The 20,923-nt window shown below is 73.3% G+C and carries 14 protein-coding genes and 1 riboswitch; of the genes, 7 read left to right on the top strand and 7 right to left on the bottom strand.

The genetic code is table 11. The features are described 5' to 3' along the window. Positions 1-487: 487 nt before the first annotated feature. A complete protein-coding gene (locus AMK11_RS10965; RefSeq protein WP_073725791.1) occupies positions 488-1,036 on the bottom strand; it encodes a MarR family winged helix-turn-helix transcriptional regulator in 549 nt (182 codons plus the stop codon). 136 nt (positions 1,037-1,172) lie between these two features. On the opposite strand from AMK11_RS10965, the gene AMK11_RS10970 reads away from it, so the two are divergent. Continuing rightward, positions 1,173-2,450, top strand: coding sequence for an MDR family MFS transporter (locus AMK11_RS10970; protein ID WP_073725793.1), 1,278 nt, complete (start codon positions 1,173-1,175; stop codon positions 2,448-2,450). A gap of 93 nt (positions 2,451-2,543) precedes the next feature. Here AMK11_RS10970 and AMK11_RS10975 read toward each other — a convergent pair whose 3' ends face one another. Both AMK11_RS10975 and AMK11_RS10980 read right to left on the bottom strand, forming a co-directional pair. Then, positions 2,544-4,196 (bottom strand): ATP-binding SpoIIE family protein phosphatase, encoded by a 1,653-nt coding sequence (locus AMK11_RS10975; RefSeq protein ID WP_073725795.1) that lies wholly within the window; start codon positions 4,194-4,196, stop codon positions 2,544-2,546. A gap of 114 nt (positions 4,197-4,310) precedes the next feature. Beyond that, positions 4,311-5,687 carry an NAD(P)/FAD-dependent oxidoreductase gene (locus AMK11_RS10980; RefSeq protein WP_073725797.1) on the bottom strand — a complete coding sequence of 459 codons (1,377 nt, stop codon included), beginning with the start codon at positions 5,685-5,687 and terminating at the stop codon, positions 4,311-4,313. A 374-nt stretch (positions 5,688-6,061) separates the two neighbouring features. Between AMK11_RS10980 and AMK11_RS10985 the strand changes: the two genes are divergently transcribed. Continuing rightward, positions 6,062-6,862, top strand: a complete 801-nt coding sequence (locus tag AMK11_RS10985) for a TetR/AcrR family transcriptional regulator (protein WP_073725799.1) — start codon at positions 6,062-6,064, stop codon at positions 6,860-6,862. A gap of 186 nt (positions 6,863-7,048) precedes the next feature. After that, entirely contained in the window at positions 7,049-9,040 is a 1,992-nt protein-coding gene (locus AMK11_RS10990; protein ID WP_073725801.1) for a sigma-70 family RNA polymerase sigma factor, read from the top strand. A gap of 96 nt (positions 9,041-9,136) precedes the next feature. Here AMK11_RS10990 and AMK11_RS10995 read toward each other — a convergent pair whose 3' ends face one another. After that, positions 9,137-11,254, bottom strand: coding sequence for an asparagine synthase-related protein (locus tag AMK11_RS10995; RefSeq protein WP_073725803.1), 2,118 nt, complete (start codon positions 11,252-11,254; stop codon positions 9,137-9,139). A 680-nt stretch (positions 11,255-11,934) separates the two neighbouring features. On the opposite strand from AMK11_RS10995, the gene AMK11_RS11000 reads away from it, so the two are divergent. The 4 genes from AMK11_RS11000 to AMK11_RS11015 all read left to right on the top strand — a co-directional run bounded on the left by AMK11_RS11000 (position 11,935) and on the right by AMK11_RS11015 (position 17,149). Further along, the gene (locus tag AMK11_RS11000) at positions 11,935-13,359 is read left to right on the top strand and encodes an MFS transporter (RefSeq protein ID WP_073725805.1); all 1,425 of its coding nucleotides are present in this window, start codon (positions 11,935-11,937) and stop codon (positions 13,357-13,359) included. A gap of 75 nt (positions 13,360-13,434) precedes the next feature. After that, on the top strand, positions 13,435-14,655 hold the full coding sequence (gene lhgO / locus AMK11_RS11005) for an L-2-hydroxyglutarate oxidase (protein ID WP_073725807.1): 1,221 nt from the start codon (positions 13,435-13,437) through the stop codon (positions 14,653-14,655). A gap of 270 nt (positions 14,656-14,925) precedes the next feature. Next, positions 14,926-15,747 carry a tRNA (guanosine(46)-N7)-methyltransferase TrmB gene (gene trmB, locus AMK11_RS11010; RefSeq protein WP_073725809.1) on the top strand — a complete coding sequence of 274 codons (822 nt, stop codon included), beginning with the start codon at positions 14,926-14,928 and terminating at the stop codon, positions 15,745-15,747. Positions 15,748-15,805: 58 nt separating this feature from the next. Beyond that, the gene (locus AMK11_RS11015; RefSeq protein WP_073725811.1) at positions 15,806-17,149 is read left to right on the top strand and encodes a PrsW family intramembrane metalloprotease; all 1,344 of its coding nucleotides are present in this window, start codon (positions 15,806-15,808) and stop codon (positions 17,147-17,149) included. Between the two features lie 6 nt (positions 17,150-17,155). Here the strand turns inward: AMK11_RS11015 and AMK11_RS11020 are convergent, their stop codons facing one another. The 3 genes from AMK11_RS11020 to AMK11_RS11030 all read right to left on the bottom strand — a co-directional run bounded on the left by AMK11_RS11020 (position 17,156) and on the right by AMK11_RS11030 (position 20,890). Next, positions 17,156-18,100, bottom strand: coding sequence for an aldo/keto reductase (locus tag AMK11_RS11020; RefSeq protein WP_073725813.1), 945 nt, complete (start codon positions 18,098-18,100; stop codon positions 17,156-17,158). A 139-nt stretch (positions 18,101-18,239) separates the two neighbouring features. Beyond that, positions 18,240-19,274 carry a M23 family metallopeptidase gene (locus tag AMK11_RS11025; RefSeq protein WP_073725815.1) on the bottom strand — a complete coding sequence of 345 codons (1,035 nt, stop codon included), beginning with the start codon at positions 19,272-19,274 and terminating at the stop codon, positions 18,240-18,242. A gap of 10 nt (positions 19,275-19,284) precedes the next feature. Next, positions 19,285-19,442: riboswitch (cyclic di-AMP (ydaO/yuaA leader) on the bottom strand. 248 nt (positions 19,443-19,690) lie between these two features. Further along, complete coding sequence (locus AMK11_RS11030) at positions 19,691-20,890, bottom strand: PP2C family protein-serine/threonine phosphatase (RefSeq protein ID WP_073726779.1); 1,200 nt, start codon at positions 20,888-20,890, stop codon at positions 19,691-19,693. Positions 20,891-20,923 lie beyond the last annotated feature (33 nt).

Genomic DNA, 20,923 nt, shown 5'->3' on the forward strand with positions numbered 1-20,923 from the left:
TTTGGCACGCTGTTGAGTTCTCAAGGAACGGTCGCTTCCTTTGTACTCACCCTTTCGGGCTTTCCTCCGGGCGCTTCCCTTCGGTCTTTCGTTTCCGACTCTATCAGATCTTTCCGATCCGATTTCCTCGGTGCTTTCCAGGTTCCCGCTTTCGCGTTTCCCTTTCCGGCGGTTCCGACTCTATCAGATCCTTTCGGGCCCTGATTCCCAGTCAGAGGGGGTTGTCTTCCCGGCTGTTGGGCCGTTCCGACGTCCCAAACCTTAGCGGACTTTCCCGGCGTTTCCCAATCGGTGTCGAGCGGGTCGCCGAGTCCCTTCGGAATTGAATTCGGACATGCCGAAACAGTTCCCAGAGGGAGGTCGTGCTGGTGGTTGGGTGCCGCTTACGCGGCGGAAGGTGTTGCCGCAGAACCGTTACGGCCCGGTGGCAACCCGAAGAACCTTACGGATCGCCCAGGGGGCTGTCAAGCGTCCCTGTCAAGATCTTTTATTCGAGGTCGCTGAGCCGGCCGCCGGCATCGGGCTGGGCGTGCTCGACCCTGCGCAGCAGGCGGGTCAGCACCTCACCGAGGGCCGACCGCTCGTCCGCCGAGAGGTCCTGGAGGAGGTCCTCCTCGAAGACCGTGGCGAGGCGCATGGCCTCCAGCCACTTCTCCCGTCCCTCCGCCGTGAGCTCGACGATGACGCGTACCCGGTTGGACTCGTCCCGGTCCCGGGTTACGAGCCCCTCTCCCACCATGCGGTCGATGCGGTGCGTCATCGCGGCCGGGGTGAGACCGAGGCGCTTGGCGAGGTCGCCCGGGCCCAGGCGGTAGGGGGCGCCGGAGAGGACGAGCGCCTTCAGCACCTCCCAGTCGGTGTTGCTGATGCCCAGGTCGGCGGTCTGACGGCCGTACGCCACGTTCATGCGGCGGTTCAGGCGGGAGAGCGCCGAGACGATCTTCTCGACCTGGGGGTCGAGGTCCTGGAACTCGCGCTGGTAGGCGGCGATCTGTTCTTCGAGTGTCGGCTCGCCGGCGCCGGAGGTGTCGCCCATGGCCCGCAGTATGGCACGGGACTCCTTTGCCTCGAAGTCCTTCGCTGTGTACTCTTTATCTTCGAACTTTAGCTTCTAAGTCTTCAGCTTTAACGGCTGGAGCATCGACCCAGAGAGGGTGAACGTGACCAGGGCAATGGGCGCAGCGATGCGCCGGATCCATGTGGGCAACGCACTCAGCGCGTTCGGGCTCGGCTTCACCGTCCCCTACCTGTACGTCTATGTGGCGCAGGTACGGGGACTCGGTTCTGTGACGGCGGGTCTCGTACTCGCCGTCTTCGCCGTGGCCGCGCTGATAGTGCTGCCGTTCGCCGGGCGGGCCATCGTCCGGCGGGGCCCGCTGCCGGTACTGCTGGTCGCCCTGGTCACCGCCGCGCTCGGTGCGCTGAGCCTCGGCCTCTCGGCCTCGGCCACCACCGTGCTGCTGTCCGCCGCCGCGCTGGGGGCGGGGCAGGCCGTGATGCAGCCGGCGCTCGCGACGATGATCGTGGACTGCTCGACGACCGAGACCCGGTCGCGGGCGTTCGCGATGCAGTTCTTCCTCCAGAACCTGGGTCTGGGTGTCGGCGGGCTCATCGGCGGGCATCTGGTCGACACCTCGAAAGCCTCGTCGTTCACGCTGCTGTTCGCCATCGAGGCGGCGATGTTCCTGGTGCTGGTCGCCGTGATGGCGACGGTGCGCGCGCCGCGCGCGCCGCGTGTCGAGGAGGCCCCGGGACAGTCCGCCGGTGGCAGCTGGAAGCAGCTGCTCGGCAACCGGGCCATGGTGCAGCTGTGCGTCCTGGGCTTCGTGCTGTTCTTCGCCTGCTACGGGCAGTTCGAGTCGGGGCTGAGCGCGTACGGCGTCGAGGCGGCCCGGATCTCCACGTCCGCGCTGGGGACCGCGCTGGCGGCGAACACGCTGATAATCGTGGTCGCGCAGTTCGCGGTGCTGAAGTTCGTGGAGCGCCGGAAGCGGTCGCGCGTGATCGCCTCGGTGGGGCTGATCTGGGCCGTGGCGTGGGCCGTGGCCGGGTATGCCGGGCTCGGGCACGGCAGCCAGGCGATGGCGACGGCCGCCTTCATCTCGACGTACGCGCTCTTCGGGCTGGGTGAGGCGCTGCTGTCGCCGACACTGGCGCCGCTGGTGGCGGACCTGGCGCCGACCGGTCTCGCCGGGCAGTACAACTCGGCCTTCGCCCTGGTCAAGCAGCTCGCGCTGGCGATCGGGCCGGCGGTGGGCGGGCCGCTCGGGGCCTCGCTGCACGCGCCGTACATCGTGGCCTTCACGCTGATCTCGCTGGGCATCACGGTGCTGGCGGTGCGGCTGGGGCGGCAGCTCACGGACGTACAGAACCAGCCGTCGCTCGCGCGGAGCCGGGTGGTCACGCAGGGCAGGGCGCCGGCCGACGCGGTGGCGGCCGCGGAGGCGTGACCCGAGCGGTCGGGTCGAGGCGGTGAGGCCGTGACGGGCGGGTGCCCGTCACGGCCTCACCGTCTTACTGCCTTCTGCCTTCTGCCTCCTGCCTCACGGCTTCGGCAGGAGGAATTCGCACCAGACCGCCTTGCCGCCGCCGGGCGTGCGCCTGGACCCCCAGTTGGAGGCGATCGTCGCGACGATGGCGATGCCCCGGCCGGACTCGTCGCCGGGTTCCGCGCGGCGGCGTCTGGGCAGGTGGTCGTCGCCGTCGGTGACCTCGATGATCAGGCGGCGGTCGGTGCGGCGCAGGCGCAGCCGCATGGGGGGCGTGCCGTGCTGGAGGGAGTTGGCGACCAGTTCGCTGGTGGCCAGGACGCCCAGGTCGTGCAGGTCGGTGGGGAAGCGCCAGCTGGTGAGGACGCCGGAGGCGAAGGCACGCGCGCGTGGGGCCGCTTCGACGCCGCCGAGCAGTTCCAGGGCGGCGTTGCGGAAGCGTTCGGCCTCGGCGCCCTTGCGGGCGGGGTGCTGAAGGACGAGGACGGCGACGTCGTCGTCGTGGTCCGGGGTGACGCCGGCCGAGCGGACCAGGCGGTCGCAGACGACCTGGGGGCTGCCGGTGGCGCCGGACAGGGCGCGTTCCAGGGCGGCGATGCCCTCGTCCAGGTCCTCGTCGCGGCGCTCCACCAGGCCGTCGGTGTAGAGGACGGCGGTGGAGCCGGGGGTGAGGGCGATCGAGCCGGACGTGTGCATCCAGCCGCCGGTGCCGAGCGGGGGGCCGGTGGGTTCGTCGGCGCGCTGGACGGTGCCGTTGTGGTCGCGGACCAGGATGGGGAGGTGGCCGGCGGACGCGTAGACCAGGCGACCCTCGTTGGGGTCGTGGATGGCGTAGACGCAGGTGGCGATCTGGTTGGCGTCGATCTCGGTGGCGAGGCCGTCGAGGAGCTGGAGGACCTCGTGCGGGGGCAGGTCGAGGCGGGCGTAGGCCCTGACCGCCGTACGGAGCTGGCCCATGACGGCCGCCGCGCGGACGCCGCGTCCCATGACGTCGCCGATGACGAGGGCGGTGCGGCCGCCGCCGAGGGTGATCACGTCGTACCAGTCGCCGCCGACGGCGGCCTCGGTGCCGCCGGGGTGGTAGGTGGCGGCGACGCGCAGGTCGTCGGGTTCCTCCAGTTCCTGCGGGAGCAGGGAGCGCTGGAGGGTGACGGCGGTCTCGCGCTGGCGGCCTTCGCTCGCGCGGAGGCGGGCGGCGGCCTCGGCGTGGTCGGTGACGTCGGTGGCGAAGACGAGGACACCGCGGTCGCCGTCGCCGGCGTGGGGCTCGGTGACCGGGGTGCAGGTGAAGGTGTAGGAGCGGCCGTCGGGGGCCTTGCGGGACTTGAGGGTGCGAGGTCTGCCGCTGCGCTGGACCTGGTCCAGGAGGGGGAAGAGGCCCAGTTCGGAGAGTTCGGGCAGGGCCTCGCGGGCTCGTTCGCCCAGGGTGCGGGGGCCGAAGGCGCCGACGTAGGCGTCGTTGACGTAGGCGAGGCGGTGGTGAGGGCCGTGGACGAGGGCGACGAGGGCCGGGACACGGTCGAGGACGTCGCGTACGGGCAGTTCGTCGACGGCGGGTACGGGCGGGGCCTCGTCGGTCAGCTGTTCGGCGCGGGCGGCGGGTACGGAGCCGTCCGGCCGGCGGTCCGGGGTGAGCGGCGGGTCGGTCCGCGCTGCGGCGCGGCGCTGCGTTCCGGGGAGCCGGGCGCTCCAGCGCGTGAAGTTCACGAATCCTTGCCTCGTGTCCTTGCCTCGTGTAGTTGTCGGCCGCAGTCTGGCAGGGTGCGGGCCGGACCGACATCCGTCAGACGCCGGACCTGCCGGGGGAGTTCCTCAGTCCGGTCAGGACGACCCCTTCGGGTTGTCCGGGGGCTCCTGAGAAGGCTTTCCACCGGCCGCGAGTTCGAACTCGGCTCGCGGATGTTCGAGTGAGCCCAGGGAGACGATCTCCCGTTTGAAGAGTCCGGCGAGGGCCCATTCGGCCAGCACGCGCGCCTTGCGGTTGACGGTGGGGACGCGGCTGAGGTGATAGGCGCGGTGCATGAACCACGCGGGGTAGCCCTTCAGCCGGCGCCCGTAGACGTGGGCCACGCCCTTGTGGAAGCCGAGGGAGGCGACGGAGCCCGCGTATGTGTGCTCGTACGTCTCCAGGGGCTCGCCGCGCAGGGTGTGCGTGATGTTGTCGCCGAGGACCTTGGCCTGGCGGACGGCGTGCTGGGCGTTGGGGGCGCATTCCGCACCGGGCGCGGCGGCGGTGACGTCGGGGACGGCGGCGGCGTCTCCCGCGGCCCACGCGTGCGGGGCGCCGTCGACGGAGAGGTGGGGGGTGCACCTGAGCCGGCCGCGTTCGTTCAGGGGGAGGTCGGTGGCGGCGAGGACGGGGTGGGGTTTGACGCCGGCCGTCCAGACGACCGTACGGGTCGGGAAGCGGGAGCCGTCGCTGAGGACGGCGACGCGGTCGGCGCAGGACTCCAGGCGAGTCTGGAGGCGTACGTCGATGTTGCGGCGGCGCAGTTCGGTGACCGTGTAGCGGCCGAGTTCCTCGCCGACCTCGGGCAGGATGCGGCCGGAGGCCTCGACGAGGATCCACTTCATGTCGTCGGGCGTGACGTTGTGGTAGTACCGCGCGGCGTAGCGGGCCATGTCCTCCAGCTCGCCGAGCGCCTCGACGCCCGCATAGCCGCCGCCGACGAAGACGAAGGTGAGGGCGGCGTCGCGCAGGGCGGGGTCGCGGGTGGAGGAGGCGATGTCCAGCTGTTCGAGGACGTGGTTGCGCAGGCCGATGGCCTCCTCGACGGTCTTGAAGCCGACGCCGTGGTCGGCGAGGCCGGGGACGGGCAGGGTGCGCGAGACCGAGCCGGGCGCGAGGACCAGTTCGTCGTACGTCAGTCTGCGGACGCCGGCGCCCTCCTCGGTGGCGAGGGTGGAGACGGTGGCGGTGCGGGTGGTGTGGTCGACGGAGCGGGCCTCGCCGATGACGACGTCGCACTGGTCGAGGACGCGGCGCAGCGGCACGACGACGTGCCGGGGGGAGATGGAGCCGGCCGCCGCCTCGGGGAGGAACGGCTGGTACGTCATGTAGGGGTCGGGTGTGACGACCGTGATCTCGGCTTCGCCGCGACGCAGTTCGCCTCTCAGGTTCCGCTGGAGGCGCAGGGCCGTGTACATCCCGACGTAGCCGCCGCCGACAACGAGAATGCGCGCACGTTCCTTCACCATCCCATGACGCACCCGGCGCTTGCGTTTGTCCACAGGCTCGTCGATTTGTGTGACCGGAGACGGTGGCGGCGGGTGTTCGGCGCAATGGCTTCGGTGTGGAGAGGACGCGCAGGTCAGTGGGGGTGGGAGCGGGGCCGGAGGGCGAGGTGTACCGGACGTATACGATCCGTGCTCCGGTCGGGGGACCCACCGTGCGGAACCTGCCCCTTCTGAATTGACCCCCGCTCAACTATGTTCTTTCCCACGGAGCGTAGGGGGATGTGCTCATCGGGTCCGCGACGGGCGGACCGGAAACCGAGCCTGTTCCGCCGCACTCCGGCTTTCGATGGCGGGGAGAGTCTCCGGGGGGAGACGTCATTACCGGGGGATTGGCTATGCATGTTCAGGGCTCTCATTGGTCGTCCACGTCCGCTGTCGCGCCCGGTGGCGCGATGAGCGCGGCACCGGGCGGCGGACGTGGGGACGGAGCGCGGACCGCGCCGTTGCGCGTGGACGCCCAGCGCAATCTGGAGCACGTGCTGCGCGCGGCTCGTGAGGTGTTCGGCGAGCTGGGTTACGGCGCGCCGATGGAGGACGTGGCGCGGCGCGCGCGGGTCGGTGTCGGCACGGTGTACCGGCGCTTTCCCAGCAAGGACGTCCTGGTGCGGCGAATAGCCGAGGAGGAGACGGCCCGGCTGACCGATCAGGCCCGGGCGGCGCTCGGGCAGGAGGACGAGCCGTGGTCGGCGCTCTCGCGCTTCCTGCGGACGTCGGTGGCCTCGGGTGCGGGCCGGCTGCTGCCCCCGCAGGTGCTGCGGGTCGGGGTGTCCGACGAAGGCGACGGCGGTGACGGCGGTGCCGTGAGCGGCGAGCCGCGGGTGCCTCAGCAGCGGATGCAGCCGGGCTCCGGCGAGCTGCGGCTGGTGCCCGAGAGCACGGCGTCCGCGGGGTCGGCCGGTGCGTCGGTTTCCATGGTGGACGACGACGGGGCGGCGGCGCTGCTCGAGGTGGTGGGGCGGCTCGTCGAGCGGGCGCGGGCGGCGGGCGAGCTGCGGCCGGACGTGTCGGTGTCGGACGTACTGCTGGTGATCGCCACGGCGGCGCCCTCGCTGCCGGACGCGGCACACCAGGCGGCCGCCTCGGCCCGGCTGCTGGACATCCTGCTGGAGGGCCTGCGGTCGCGTCCCGCGTCGTGACGCGGAAGTGCGGTCGGTCCGGGGGGGTGACCCCTCCCTGCCCGAACAACTGATCGTCATTACCGGGTTTCGGGAAGTCCCCACAGACGAGTGATGGCGTGCACTGCGGTGTCCTGGCCAATGGCCGATATGGCACGCTGACCCGATGTTCGGGACTGGGCGGGCAGGTGGCGGGGGCTATCCGCGATGAGCGTTGACGGGCGGGACGGATCACTCGGCGAGGACGGCACCGGACCCGGCGAGCCGCCACCGCAGGTGCCGGGCCAGGCCGGGCCGTCCCGGATCCCGGACGAGCCGAATGAGGATGCCGGAACCGCTGAGGACACTGGACCGGCCGCAGCGGCCGTCCCCGCTCAGCGGGAGCTGCACGAGGACACCGTTCTTCCGGCGTCGCGCGAGGTGCGTGACGGGGGAATCCTTCCGTCGCCGCGGGACGTGTACGACGGAGGTGTCCTGCCGCCGCCGCGGGAGGTGCCGGAATCCGACGCGGAGCTGATCGGGCGGATGCGCTCGGGCGACGACACGGCCTACGAGGAGCTGTACCGGCGCCACGCGGACGCGGTCCGCCGGTACGCGCGCACCTGCTGCCGCGACGCCCACACCGCGGACGACCTCACGGCCGAGGTCTTCGCCCGCATGCTCCAGGCGGTGCGCGGCGGCTCGGGCCCCGAGCACGCCGTACGCGCCTACCTGCTCACCGCAGTCCGCCGGGTCGCCGCCGGCTGGACGCGGTCGGCCGGGCGGGAGCAGCTGGTGGACGACTTCGCGGTGTTCGCCGCGCAGGCCGCGCACTCCGCCAAGGCGCCGGACGACGACACCCTGGAGCTGGGCGCTGACGTCCGGGCCATGCACGAGGCCGAGCAGTCCATGGCCATGCGGGCCTTCCGGTCGCTGCCCGAGCGGTGGCAGGCCGTGCTGTGGCACACCGAGGTCGAGGACGAGTCGCCGAGTGAGGTCGCCGTGCTCTTCGGGCTCGACGCCAACGGCACCCGGGTGCTCGCCAGCCGCGCCCGGGAGGGCCTGAAGCAGGCCTATCTCCAGGCCCACGTCAGCGAAACCCTCGCCGCCGACGAGGAATGCGCCCGCTACGCCGACCAGCTCGGCACCTACGCGCGCGGCAAGCTGCGCATCCGGGCCGAACGAGGGCTGCGCAAGCACTTGGAGGAGTGCGCCCGGTGCCGGCTGGCGGCCGGCCAGATCGCGGAGGTCGCGAGCGGCATCCCCGCCGTGGTGCCCGTCGCGGTCATCGGCTGGTTCGGTGCCGCCGGGTATGCCAAGGCGGCGGGGATCGTCGCCGGCGGCGCGGGCGCCGGTGCGGCGGGCGCGGCGGCCGCCGCGGGCGGAGGTGCGTCCGGTGGGGCGGGGGCCGGGGGTGGCGCGGCCGCCTCCGAGGGGCTGGGCGCCCCGGTGAAGGCCGGCATCGCGGCCGGAGTGGTGGCGGTGGCCGCCGCGGCGGCGCTGGTCTTCGCCCTGGTCGGCGACGACGCGCCCGCGAAGCAGCCGCCGAAGGCGGGCCCGCCCGCCTCCTCGCCGGCTGCCCAGCCCGCCCCGGACACGCCCACGCCCACGCCCCGGCCGCCCCGCCCACGCCCACCGGTGGCCGCCCCCGAGCCGAGCCCGACGCCGACACCCACCCCCAGTCCGACGCCCGAGCCGTCACCGCCCCCTTCCCCCACGCCGACGCCCACTCCGGAACCGACGCCGACCCCGACGCCCACGCCCACGCCGACCCCGCCGCCCGCCCCGGCCGTCTACCGGTGGAGCGAGCTGGCGTACGACGTCACCGGCGACGGCAGCGGCCCGGAGATGCGGCTGGGCGAGAGCGGCTGGGTGTGGCAGCGCTCGGCGCTCTCGATCGGCGGCGAGCGGTACGCGCACGGCGTCACGGTGCACGGGCGCTCCAGCACCGTCATCGACCTCAACCGCTCCTGCTCGTCCTACGACGCCCTGGTCGGCGTGGACGACCTGACGCTGAAGCTGGGCAAGGTCTACTTCGCGGTGTACGCCGACGGCGTCCGGCTGTGGAGGTCGGAGATGGTCAAGGGCGGCGACCCGGCCGTGCCCGTCCACGTGGACCTCACGGGACGCGAGAGCGTGACGCTGGCCGTGGAACCCCACAACCACCTCGACCGCGTGGCACTGGCCGACTGGGCGCAGTCCCGGTTCACGTGCGCGTAGGGATCAACGAGCAGGGCGACCGGGGCGTCCGGGACCACCCGCGGTCCGGTCGAACGGCGCCCCACGCCCCTGCGAAGCCTCCCGCGAAGCCGCAGGTCACCCCCGCCGCACAACCGCCCCCGCCCCGCCCAGCGCCCCCCGCTGCGGCGCGATCCCCGCGGGCACCGCTCGCTGCCGGGCGGGCGTGCCCGTCCAGCAGGTGCCGCGCCGGGCGAGCAGGCGGCCGAGCCACAGCTCCAGGGAGACCAGGTCGGCCAGCCCGTCCAGCGGCAGTGCCTCACCCGCAGCGGCGGCCCGCACCGCCTTGCGCACGACCCGCGCCTCCACCAGCCCCGCCTCCGCGAGCAGCGGCGTGTCGAACAGCCCCATCAGGGAGTCCGCCGCGACCCGCAGCCCGGTCCGCGCGGCCGAGGCGGCCACCGCCTGACTCGGCGTCCCCCACCCGCTCGGCAGCTCGCTCACGCCCGCCCCTTCCAGCACCGTCCGCAGGATCGACGCCCGCGCCCCCGGCTGCACCCGCAGCGCCTCCGGCAGGGCCCGGCATGCGCGGACGACCTGGTTGTCGAGGAACGGCGTGTGCAGCCGCTGGAAGCGGATCTCGGCGGCCTGCTCCAGTACCCGTACGTCGGCCGCCTGCCGCGCCAGCGCCGCCCGCGCCCGGAAGTCACCGGGCCGCTGCCCCGGCCCCACCCCCGATCTCTGGGACGACGTCTGGAGGCGAACCGATACTTCAGCCAGCGCCTCCCCGGTCAGCCACCGTGCCGCCGGCCCCGGCCCGGCCCAGGTCAGCACGGCCAGCGACGCGTCCGTCGCCCCGTCGCCGGGCGCGTCGAAGCGGCGCCGCAGCAGCCGCTCGGAGAGCGCCTCGAGACCGCTGCGGTACGGCGTCCGCGCCAGCCGCCGTGCCGCGGCGTACACCCGCGCGGGCACCAGTACCGAGCCGTCCGCCTTGGCCATCGCGGCGACCGGACGCACGAGGTGGCGCCGTTTGCGGTCCATCAGCAGGTCGGCGAGGCGCGCCGGGTGCGCGTCCAGGACCTGCCGCGCGCCGTACCCGGTGAAGTGGTCGGCGCTGCCCGCCGCGAGCCGCGCCCGGTGCCGTGCCGCCGCGATCAGGGAGGAACCCGGTTCGTCGGTCAGCGGCCCGTCCAGGACGCCGTACGGCAGCATGTCCTCGCCGCCGGTGACGACGACGTGGTGCAGCCGCGGGTTGGCCGCCAGCGCTCCCGCCCGCGCCAGTTCGGCCTCCTGCCCGCCGACGGCGAGGTCGTTGAAGGTGACGGCCAGCAGCCGCTCCCCCGCCCCCGTGCCGTGCCCGAGCACGGTCCCCGGCGTCCCCGGCAGCCCGGCGGCCAGCAGCGCCAGCGTCCCCGAGGCCGGTCCGCCGGACAGGTCGGCGCCGATCCCCGGGACCGGCATCCCGCGCGCGGCACGCCGTTCCGCGGGGCCCATGCCCGGGACCGGTCCGGGGTCGATGCCGTCCCCGGGGACGTGCCGGGGCGCGGCGAGGCGCGTGCGCACGGCCTCCACCAGGGCGTCCCGTACGCCGTCCACCGCGCGGTCGGGGTCGGCGGCGGGCGCCGCGACGGCGAGGGAGGCCACCGGTTCGTACCCGGCGATCTCGCGTGCCCCGGCGCGCAGGATCAGCGCATGCCCCGGCGGAATGCGCTTCACGCCGTCGTACGGGGTGGAGTCGTCCAGCGCGGCCGGCACGTCGGGGGCGGCGAGCAGCGCGGCGAGGTGTCCGAAGTCGAGGTTGGCCTCGACGAGGTCGGCCAGGGGCAGCGCGGCGGTCGCGTAGGCGGTGCCGCACGCCCAGGGGGTGTGGAACACCGGTCGCACGCCCGCGAGATCGCCGCAGACGGTGATCCGCCGCCCGACCTGGACCACGGCCGTGTAACTCCCCGGCCACGCGGTCAGGTGCCGCAGGGCCCCGCCCCGCGCGGCGAACAGGCCGACCCGCAGCTGCTCGTCGCTCGCCCCGCAGATGCCGAGCACGGCGATGCGGGTCTGGGGGTCGGCGGAGACGACGCGGACCTCGTCGGGGCGCCAGTCACCGACCGCCCACAGGGGATCGGGGTCGCCCCACAACAGCTGCGAACCGACGGGCTGCACGGTCTCACCGTCGTACCCGGTGGCCCCCGCCGAGCCGGCCGCACCGGCGATTCCACCGGCCCCCACGGCGGCGCTGCTCCACCCCACCAACCACCGCATCGACGCCTCCACAGGCTGGGGACAACCAGTGCACCGTACGAACTGGTCCCATGCTGCCATGAAGGGCGCGCCGCAGAGCAGCGGCGGAGCCGCATGTGCTCCCATGAATGCGCCCCCGCGGGTGTCCACCCGCGAAGGCCGACGGCCTGGTCGGAGGGCGTGAAGACGACGCGAATGCGCCCCCGCAACGCGCCCCTTGGCTACCCAACGCGCCCTCAATTTCCATGGTGAGGGCGGTGACACCCCGGAAACGCCGGGGTCGATTTTCAGCCAATTCGACGTTACGAAAGCACGCTCGGACACGCTCCGTACAGGCTTTGCGCACCGTCCGGCGGCGCGCAGTCCGGGAGGCGAGGCACACCCCCCGGACCGGTCCGCCGCCCGCGGGGATGTAGGCGGCGGTGTCCCCCAGCCCACTGGATCCAGTACAGCGGGCCGACCCACGCACCGCCCATGGAACCGCTCCCCGTATGGCCGGAGAAGAGCGCACGGCCGGGCGCACGGCCACACAGCGGGAGCACGCGGCAACGGACCGTGCTGAAGCCGCACTTGAGTACGGGCCACAATCCCGCCATCCGGAACAATGCCTCTTAACGCATGGGATGCGGCGAACTACGCTGGGTTTACGAATGCCGCGTGGTTATGCCAGCGCGGCAGCCGTCTGTGTCGAGGGGTGGCGCATGTCCAGGGAGCAACGCGGGCCGAACGAAAAGCTCGGCGCCGTTCTCGCCCTCGCGGGAATCAGCAACGCAGGTCTCGCCCGGCGCGTCAACGACCTCGGCGCCCAGCGCGGGTTGACGCTTCGCTACGACAAGACGTCGGTGGCGCGGTGGGTGTCGAAGGGCATGGTGCCGCAGGGTGCGGCGCCGCACCTCATCGCCGCCGCCATCGGCCAGAAGCTCGGCCGCCCGGTGCCGCTGCACGAGATCGGCCTGGCGGACGCGGACCCCGCTCCCGAAGTGGGCCTCGCCTTCCCCCGGGACGTCGGCCAGGCGGTCAGGTCGGCCACCGAGCTGTACCGTCTCGACCTCGCCGGCCGCCGCTCCGGCGCCGGTGGCATCTGGCAGTCGCTGGCCGGGTCGTTCGCGGTGAGCGCGTACGCGACGCCCGCCTCTCGGTGGCTGATAACCCCGGCCGACAGCTCGGTGGCGCGCGAGGCGGGCCCGGCCGAGGGCTCCGGCGCACCGCTCAAAGTCGGCCACAGCGATGTGCAGAAGCTGCGCGAGGCCGCCGAGGACGCGCGGCGCTGGGACTCCAAGTACGGCGGTGGCGACTGGCGTTCGTCGATGGTCCCCGAGTGTTTACGCGTCGAGGCGGCGCCGCTGCTCCTCGGCTCCTACTCCGACGAGGTCGGCCGCGCCCTGTTCGGCGCCTCGGCCGAACTGACCCGCCTGGCGGGCTGGATGGCCTTCGACACCGGCCAGCAGGAGGCGGCGCAGCGGTACTACATCCAGGCGCTGCGCCTGGCCCGCGCGGCGGCCGACGTCCCGCTGGGCGGCTACGTGCTGGCCTCCATGTCCCTCCAGGCGACCTACCGCGGCTTCGGCGACGAGGGCGTGGACCTCGCCCAGGCCGCGCTCGAACGGAACCGGGGCCTGGCCACGGCCCGCACCTTGAGCTTCTTCCGGCTGGTCGAGGCGCGCGCCCACGCGCGCGCGGGTGACGCCCCGGCGGCCGGCGCCGCCCTGAAGGCCGCGGAGAGCTGGCTGGAGCGTTCCCGGCCGGGCGACAGCGACCCGACGTGGCTGGGTTTCTACTCCTACGACCGGTTCGCCGCCGACGCGGCCGAGTGCTACCGCGACCTGAAGGCACCACGCCAGGTCCGCCGCTTCACCGAGCAGGCCCTGTCGAAGCCGACGGAGGAGTTCGTACGCTCGCACGGGCTCAGGCTCGTCGTCTCGGCGGTGGCCGAGCTGGAGTCCGGCAACCTGGACGCGGCCTGCGAGCAGGGTGTGCGGGCGGTCGAGGTGGCCGGCCGCATCTCCTCGGCCCGCACCACCGAGTACGTCAAGGACCTCCTGCACCGCCTGGAGCCGTACGGCGACGAGCCGCGCGTGGTCGAGCTGCGCGAGCGCGCCCGCCCGCTGCTGATGACCACGGCCTGATCACCGCCGCCTCCCGGGTTTGAAGGCATTGTCAGTGGCGCAGTGCACTATCGGAACCGGGAGGTGGGCCGGGAGATGGCACAAGTACGGACCGTGACCGGGCACGACTGCGACGTGCTGGTGATCGGCGGCGGGATCGTCGGCCTGTCGACGGCGTACGCGATCACGCGCGCGGCGCCGGGCACGCGGGTGACGGTGCTGGAGAAGGAGCCGGGACCGGCCCGGCACCAGACGGGGCGCAACAGCGGCGTCATCCACAGCGGCGTCTACTACCGCCCGGGCTCGCTGAAGGCGCGCTTCGCGGTGCGGGGCGGGGCGGAGATGGTGAAGTTCTGCGCGGAGTACGGCATCCCGCACGCCGTCACCGGCAAGCTGATCGTCGCCACCGACCGCGCCGAGCTGCCCCGCCTGCACGCCCTGGTACAGCGCGCCCGGGAGAACGGCATACCGGTGCGCGAGCTGGGCGCCGCCCAGATCCCGGAGTACGAGCCGGAGGTCACGGGCCTGGCCGCCATACACGTCGGCACGACCGGCGTCTGCGACTACGTGGCCGTGGCCCGGCAGCTGGCGCACGCCTCCGGCGCGGAGATCCGCTACGGAGCGCAGGTCCAGCAGGTCGACCGCCGCCCCGGCCGCGGAATCGCCGTCCGCACCCGCTCCGGAGACGTGCTCCGCGCCCGCGTCATGGTCAACTGCGCGGGACTGCACTGCGACGAGCTCGCCCGCCTGACCGGCGACGACCCCGGCATGCGGATCGTGCCCTTCCGGGGCGAGTACTACGAGCTGGCGCGCCCCGAGCTGGTGCGGGGCCTGGTGTATCCGGTGCCGGACCCGGCGTTCCCGTTCCTCGGGGTGCATCTGACCCGGGGGATCGACGGCGGTGTGCACGTCGGGCCCAACGCGGTGCCGGCCCTCGCCCGGGAGGGGTACGGCTGGGGCGTGGTGCGGCCCCGCGAGCTGGGCGGGACACTGGCCTGGCCGGGCTCGTGGCGGATAGCCCGGCGGCACTGGAGGTACGGGGCGGGCGAGCTGCGGCGGTCGCTGTCCAAGGCGGCGTTCACCACGGCCGTGCGCAGGCTGCTGCCCGCGGTGACGGAGGACGACCTGGTGGCGGCGCCCGCGGGAGTGCGGGCACAGGCGGTGCTGGCGGACGGGACGCTGGTGGACGACTTCCTGATCCAAGAGGGCGCCCACGCGGTACACGTCCTCAACGCCCCGTCCCCCGCGGCGACGGCCTCCCTCCCGATCGGCCGCGAGGTGGGCCGACGGGCCCTGGCCATGCTGGGGTCCACCTGACGGGGTGACGCCGGGCCTGCCGGGGGCGGCACGCGGGGCCCGGCACGACTGGCACCCTTGACGGGGCCTCCGGCCGGGGACACCCGAGCCGAAGCAACCCACAGGCCGAAGAAGTACGCCGGCCCCACAGGCCCCGGTAGGGGGCAGGGGGGCACGCCCGAGCCGGGGCCGCTAAGGCCAAGGCGTGGCAGGCTCGGGGGCGGGCGCGCGGAGGGCACCGCCCCCGGGCCGCCCGGCCAGGACGCGTGCGGCCGTAAAATCGAAGGCACTGTGTCTGATTTCCGCAGCGCCTCCGACGCCCCCCAGCCAGCCGCACCGCATCCCGGCGACTCCGTCCGGCACACCCGGGCCAAGGGTGAGCCCCGGTTCCCCGACGGGCCGAAGGCCGACCCGGCCGGGTCGCACTTCGAGCGGCGGATCCGGAGTTTCCAGCCCCGCCGGAGCAGGGTGACCGCCGGGCAGGCGGACGCGCTGCAGCGGCTGTGGCCGCTGTGGGGGCTGGACATCGACGGGCAGCGGGTCATCGACCTCGGTGAGCTGTTCGGCAACGACCACCCCGTCGTCCTGGAGATCGGCTTCGGCATGGGCGAGGCCACCGCGCAGATGGCGGCCGCCGACCCGGGTACCGACATCCTCGCCGTGGACGTCCACACCCCCGGCCAGGGCAACCTGCTGGGCCTCGCGGAGCGGAACGACCTGTCCAACATCCGGGTGGGCAACGGCGACGCGATCATCCTCCTGCGCGAGATGCTCGCCCCCGACTCGCTCTCCGGACTGCGCGTCTACTTCCCCGACCCCTGGCCCAAGAAGCGGCACCACAAGCGCCGCCTGATCCAGCCGGAGTTCCTGACGCTGGCCGCGACCCGGCTCGCACCGGGGGCAGTCCTGCACTGCGCCACCGACTGGGAGCCGTACGCCGAGCAGATGCTCGACGTGCTCACCGCCCACCCCGACTTCGAGAACACCGCGCCCGGCGGCGGATACGCGCCGCGTCCCGCCCACCGCCCGCTGACCCGTTTCGAGGGCCAGGGACTGGACAAGGGTCATGTGGTGAACGACTTGCTCTTCCGCCGCGTACAGCACACCGGGTAGCACGCGTACCGCCCGCGACCAGCACCCGGAGCAGCCCCCACCGGTTAGGGTCCATGCCGTGGCCACCTGTCCCCCGTATCCGACGAATCCGCCGCGTCCGCACTGGTGGCAGCGCGCCTGGGTGCGTTACGGGGCAGTGGCCACGTTGCTGGCGATATCCGGCCTGGTGATCCTGGCCCTGGTGCGCGAACAGACCGGCACCCAGGGCTTCCTGGTCGGACTCGGCCTCGCGGTGCTGCCCGTGCCGCTGCTCGTCGCCGCGTTCCGCTGGCTGGACCGGGTCGAGCCCGGCCCCTGGCAGAACCTGCTGTTCTGCTTCGCCTGGGGCGCCTGCGCCGCCGCCCTGATAGCGATCATCGCCAACAGTTTCGCGACGAGATGGATCGCCACGGCCACCGCCGATCCGGCCGGGGCCGACACCCTGGGCGCCACGGTCATAGCGCCCGTCGTCGAGGAGTCCGCCAAGGCCGCCGCCGTTCTCCTGGTCTTCCTCTTCCGCAGGCGCCACTTCACCGGCATCGTCGACGGCGTGGTCGTCGCCGGCGTCACCGCCACCGGCTTCGCCTTCACCGAGAACATCCTCTACCTGGGCAACGCCTTCGGCACCGACCAGCTCACCGGCGACAGCGGCTTCGCCTCCGTCACCGCCGCGACCTTCTTCGTCCGCGTCGTGATGTCGCCCTTCGCCCACCCGCTGTTCACCGTGCTCACCGGCATCGGCTTCGGCATCGCCGCCCTCTCCACCGGCCGGCACCGCCTGCGCCGCGCCCTGCTCCCGCCGGCCGGCCTGCTGCTCGCGATGGGCATGCACGCGCTGTGGAACGGGTCGGCCGCGTTCGGCGAGTACGGCTTCTTCGCCGTGTACGGGGCGTTCATGGTGCCCTGCTTCGGCCTGCTGACATGGCTGGTGATCTGGACCCGGCAGCGCGAACTGCGCACCGTGCGCACCGAGCTGCCCGCCTACGTCATGGCCGGCTGGCTGGCCCCGGCGGAGCCGTACGCGCTCGGCTCGATGCACGCCCGCCGCCTCGCCCGGCAGTACGCCCGCCGGCACGCCGGGAAGGAGGCCGCGCGGGCGGTGGCGCAGTACGAGGCGTACGCGACCTCGCTGGCGTTCCTGCGGCAGCGGGGGCGAGAGGGCCGCGCGGGCGCAGGCTTCGCCGCACGGGAACGGGAACTGCTGGGCGCCCTGTGGCAACGCCGCGAGGTGGCGCGTCCGGCGCTGGACCACGCGGCCCGCGCCACGGCTCCGCCGCCCGTCGCCCCGATCGGTTACGCCACGTACTACGCGGGCCCCTGGGCTCCGGCCTTCGCGCCGGCCCCGTACCCCGTGCCGGCCCGGCCCCGGTACGGCCCGTACGCGTACGCGCCGTACCCCCGGCCCCACCCCCACCGGCCGTAGCCCGCCTCAGGCCGACGCCTCCGTCAGCCGCCCGGTCTCGTCCTCCGTCAGGGTCAGCTCCGCCACCCCCAGCAGCGCCGGCAGCTGCTCCACCGTGCGCGCGGACGCGATCGGCGCGGCCACTGTCGGCTGCGCGGCCAGCCAGGCCAGGGCGACCGTGGCGACGGGGGCGGAGCGGGTCTCGGCGATCTCGTCCAGGACCGCGAGAACCCGCTGCCCGCGCTCGCTCTCCAGGTGCTGGGCGGCGCCGCCCGCGCGCGGGCTGTCGACGGTCGCGCCGGGCCGGTACTTGCCGGTGAGGAAGCCGGACGCCAGGGCGTAGTAGGGCACGGCGGCCAGCCCGGCCCGCTCGGCGAGGTCGCGCAGTCCGCCCTCGTAGGTGTCGCGGGAGACCAGGTTGTAGTGGGGCTGGAGCGCCACGTACCGGGCGAGGCCCTCGCGGTCGGAGAAGTCCAGGGAAGCGGCGAGCCGCTCGGCGGAGATGTTGGAGGCGGCGATGTGCCGGACCTTGCCCGCCCGCACCAGTGCGTCGAGCGCGCCGATGATCTCCTCGACCGGCACCTCGGGCTTGTCGAAGTGGGTGTAGTAGAGGTCGATGTGGTCGGTGCCCAGGCGGCGCAGCGAGGCGTCGGCGGCCGCCTTGATGTTCGCGGCGCTCAGTCCGGGGTATTCGGGGTGCTGGCTGACCTTGGTGGCGAGGACGACGTCGTCACGGTTGCCGCGGGCCGCGAGCCACTTGCCGAGGACGGTCTCGGACTCGCCGCCGCTGTTGCCGTCGACCCACGCGGAGTAGGAGTCGGCGGTGTCGATGAAGTTGCCGCCCGCCGCGGTGTAGGCGTCGAGGACGGCGAAGGAGGTGTCCTGGTCGGCGGTCCAGCCGAAGACGTTGCCGCCGAGGGCGAGGGGGAAGACCTCCAGGTCGGAGGAGCCGAGCTTGCGCAGAGAAGTCATGTACTGCGTCAACGAGCCCGACGGATCCCGGGATTCCGGCCGCGGGGCAAAGATCCCGCAAACCGGCAGCCCTGACGTCGGGGGGTCGCCGTCAGGACCGCCGGGGATCAGGAGTGCCGACCGGCGTGTGCGGCGTGGCTCAGGGGGTGAGGCCCTTGCTCTGCAGCCATGCCATCGGGTCGAGGCTGCCGCCGCCGGCCGTGTGGACCTCCATGTGGAGGTGGGCGCCGGTGACGTTGCCGGTGGCGCCGACGCGGCCGATGACGTCGCCGGTGGTGACCTCCTGGCCGACGCTGACGTTGATCGAGGACTGGTGGGCGTACCAGATCTCGGTGCCGTCGTCGAGGGTGAGCACGGTCTTGTAGCCGTACGACCCGTCCCAGCCGGCCGACGTGATCGTGCCGCTGTGCACCGCCTTGAGCAGCGTGCCCGTGGGGGCGGCGAAGTCGAGGCCGGTGTGGTGGCCGGAGGACCAGTAGGGGCCCGCCTGCCCGAAGGTGGAGGAGATCGTGTACGAGGAGGTGGGCAGCGTGTACTGCTTGGCCAGCTTCGCGAGCCGCTCGGCCTCGGCCTTCTTCGCGGCTTCCTCCTCCGCCTTCTTCTTGGCGGCGGCGGCCTTGGCCTCGGCCTCCTCGGCCGCCTTGGCGGCGGCTTCCGCGGCCTTCTTCTCGGCGGCGGCCGCGGCCTCGGCGGCGGCCTTGCTCTCGACCTGGGCCTGCTGCTGCTCGGCCTGCGCCATGATCCGCGCCCGCAGCGACTCACCCGCGTCGGAGGCGCCGCTTTCCTCCGCCGTGCCGGCGGAGGCGGCGGCGATGCCGCTGAGCGGGGTGGCGGAACCCTCGGGCTCGGGCTCCTCGTCGGAGAGGATCGAGCCGACGTTCGGCAGGTCCGGCATGGAGATGGAGACGGGCGGCTTGCCGGTCTGCGCGCTGGCCATGCCGCCGGCGCCGACGGCGGCTATGACACCGACGCCGAGGACGGTGGAGCTGCGGGCGAGTCCGCCGCGCTGCTTGGCGACGCGGTGCCGGCCGCGCACGGGGCGGATGGACTCCGCGGTGGGGTTCCACTCCTCCCAGGGGCCCTCTTCGGCGCGGTGGACGTCGTAGCCGAAGGTTTCGGTGTCGTGCCCGCTGGGCACGAACGGGGCCTCGGGGGCAGGCCGGTTGGACGCCACGTGGGCGTACTCCTTTCCTTCCTTTCGCCTACCGGGTTAGCTGACGGGTTCGGAGCAGGAAGGTCTCCTACGCGCGTATATCCGCCGTGCCTGGCACGGCGTCATACGCCCGATTCACCCCAAGTGGTGGTTCCCCGGTTCCCTCGCGGGATTCGGCGCGTGCGCACGGAGCCGCCTTCTGTGACGGCTGGGACGACCGCGCTGCGTTATCGAACGTTAATAGACGCGGGCCTCGGATTCCAAGCCGTTCCGCTTGATCATTAACAAATCCCGGGGTGACACAGGCCTCATGAGCGGTGAAATCCGGGCGAGTTGACCCCTCTTCGGCGCCCCTTCGGCACCACTTTCCGCAAGCACCCCACCTGACGGTGTATCAATTGTTATGCGGAGGGCGCTCACTCCATCACCCGCCGTGATCAGGGTCGTCGTACGGCGAGCAGGGCCATGTCGTCGGCCATGCCTCCCCCGGAGTGCCTGCGCACGTCCTCGGCGAGGGTGCCGAGCAGGTCTTCCGGGTGCCGGAACACACAGCCGGCCAGCCGCTCGTGCGGGTCGTAGAACTCGCCCCGGCCGTCCCGGGCTTCCGACAGTCCGTCGGTGTACAGCAGCAGCGTGGCCCCGCCGGGGAACGGGGCCTCCTCCGCCCGGTCGGGCCACACGCCCAGTTCCCCCATCCCGAGCGGCAGCGCCGACTCCCGGGCGGGCAGGAGGCGCAGGGTGCCGTCGGCGTAGAGCAGCAGCGGTGGCGGATGCCCCCGGTTGAGGACGCGGACGACCCCGTCGCCGTGCGGGAGTTCGGCGAGTACGGCGGTGGTGAACCCCTCGAAGGCGTCCAGCCCGTCGCGCCGGGTGCCCTCGCGCGCCAGCGCCCGTTCCAGCCGCTGGGCCACCGCCTCCAGCGTCGCCTCCTGTTCGGCGGCCTCCCGGAACGCGCCGATCACGACGGCGACGGCGGCGACCGCGCCCATGCCCTTGCCGCGCACGTCGCCGACGATGAGCCGGATGCCGCGCGGGCTGTCCTGCACCGCGTACAGGTCGCCGCCGATGAACGCGTCGGCCTGCGCCGCCTCGTAGCAGGCGGCGATCTCGAAGCCGCCGATCCGCTCGGCGGGCTCGGGCAGCACGGCCCGCTGGGCGGCCTCGGCGATCTCGCGGACGGAGACGAGCCGCTCGCCGGCGCGGCGGACGAAGGCGTTGACGAGGACGGCGAGCGCGGCCACCGTCGTGATGGTGATCAGCTCCGTGAGGGAGTCGACGTAGTGGATGACGTCCTTGCTCAGCTGGAGCCCGACGACGGCGGCGACCACGGCGGCACTGGTGAGCGCCGTGCCGCGCCGCGAGTACACCGCGGCGGCGACCAGGGGCGCGGCCGTGTAGAGGGGGCCCGCGGTGAAGTAGCGGGGGGTGAAGATGTCGTACAGGACGGCGACGACGATCAGCAGGACGGGCAGGGCACGTACGAGCACTCGCCCGTACCGGGTCCTGCGGCGCGGCTCGGCCTCGGGCGGCAGCGCTTCGGCGGTGGCGCCCAGTCCGGGGTCGGGCACGGGATCGATGGGGAGCCGGCCGCCGGCCCTGGCGTACGCCCCCTCGTCGTCCACGTCACCTGGCCGCACCACTCGTCTCCCGCCACCCCGCACGTCCACGCC

Source organism: Streptomyces sp. CB02414, assembly GCF_001905385.1.
Lineage (GTDB): Bacteria > Actinomycetota > Actinomycetes > Streptomycetales > Streptomycetaceae > Streptomyces.

What these genes read in the sequence shown, in the direction of transcription:
- AMK11_RS10995 (WP_073725803.1), bottom strand. Translation starts at nt 11,254, where the DNA reads ATGCGGTGGTTGGTGGGGTGGAGCAGCGCCGCCGTGGGGGCCGGTGGA.
- AMK11_RS10990 (WP_073725801.1), top strand. Translation starts at nt 7,049, where the DNA reads ATGAGCGTTGACGGGCGGGACGGATCACTCGGCGAGGACGGCACCGGA.
- AMK11_RS11000 (WP_073725805.1), top strand. Translation starts at nt 11,935, where the DNA reads ATGTCCAGGGAGCAACGCGGGCCGAACGAAAAGCTCGGCGCCGTTCTC.
- AMK11_RS10970 (WP_073725793.1), top strand. Translation starts at nt 1,173, where the DNA reads ATGGGCGCAGCGATGCGCCGGATCCATGTGGGCAACGCACTCAGCGCG.
- AMK11_RS11020 (WP_073725813.1), bottom strand. Translation starts at nt 18,100, where the DNA reads ATGACTTCTCTGCGCAAGCTCGGCTCCTCCGACCTGGAGGTCTTCCCC.
- AMK11_RS10985 (WP_073725799.1), top strand. Translation starts at nt 6,062, where the DNA reads ATGCATGTTCAGGGCTCTCATTGGTCGTCCACGTCCGCTGTCGCGCCC.
- AMK11_RS10965 (WP_073725791.1), bottom strand. Translation starts at nt 1,036, where the DNA reads ATGGGCGACACCTCCGGCGCCGGCGAGCCGACACTCGAAGAACAGATC.
- AMK11_RS10980 (WP_073725797.1), bottom strand. Translation starts at nt 5,687, where the DNA reads ATGGTGAAGGAACGTGCGCGCATTCTCGTTGTCGGCGGCGGCTACGTC.
- lhgO (WP_073725807.1), top strand. Translation starts at nt 13,435, where the DNA reads ATGGCACAAGTACGGACCGTGACCGGGCACGACTGCGACGTGCTGGTG.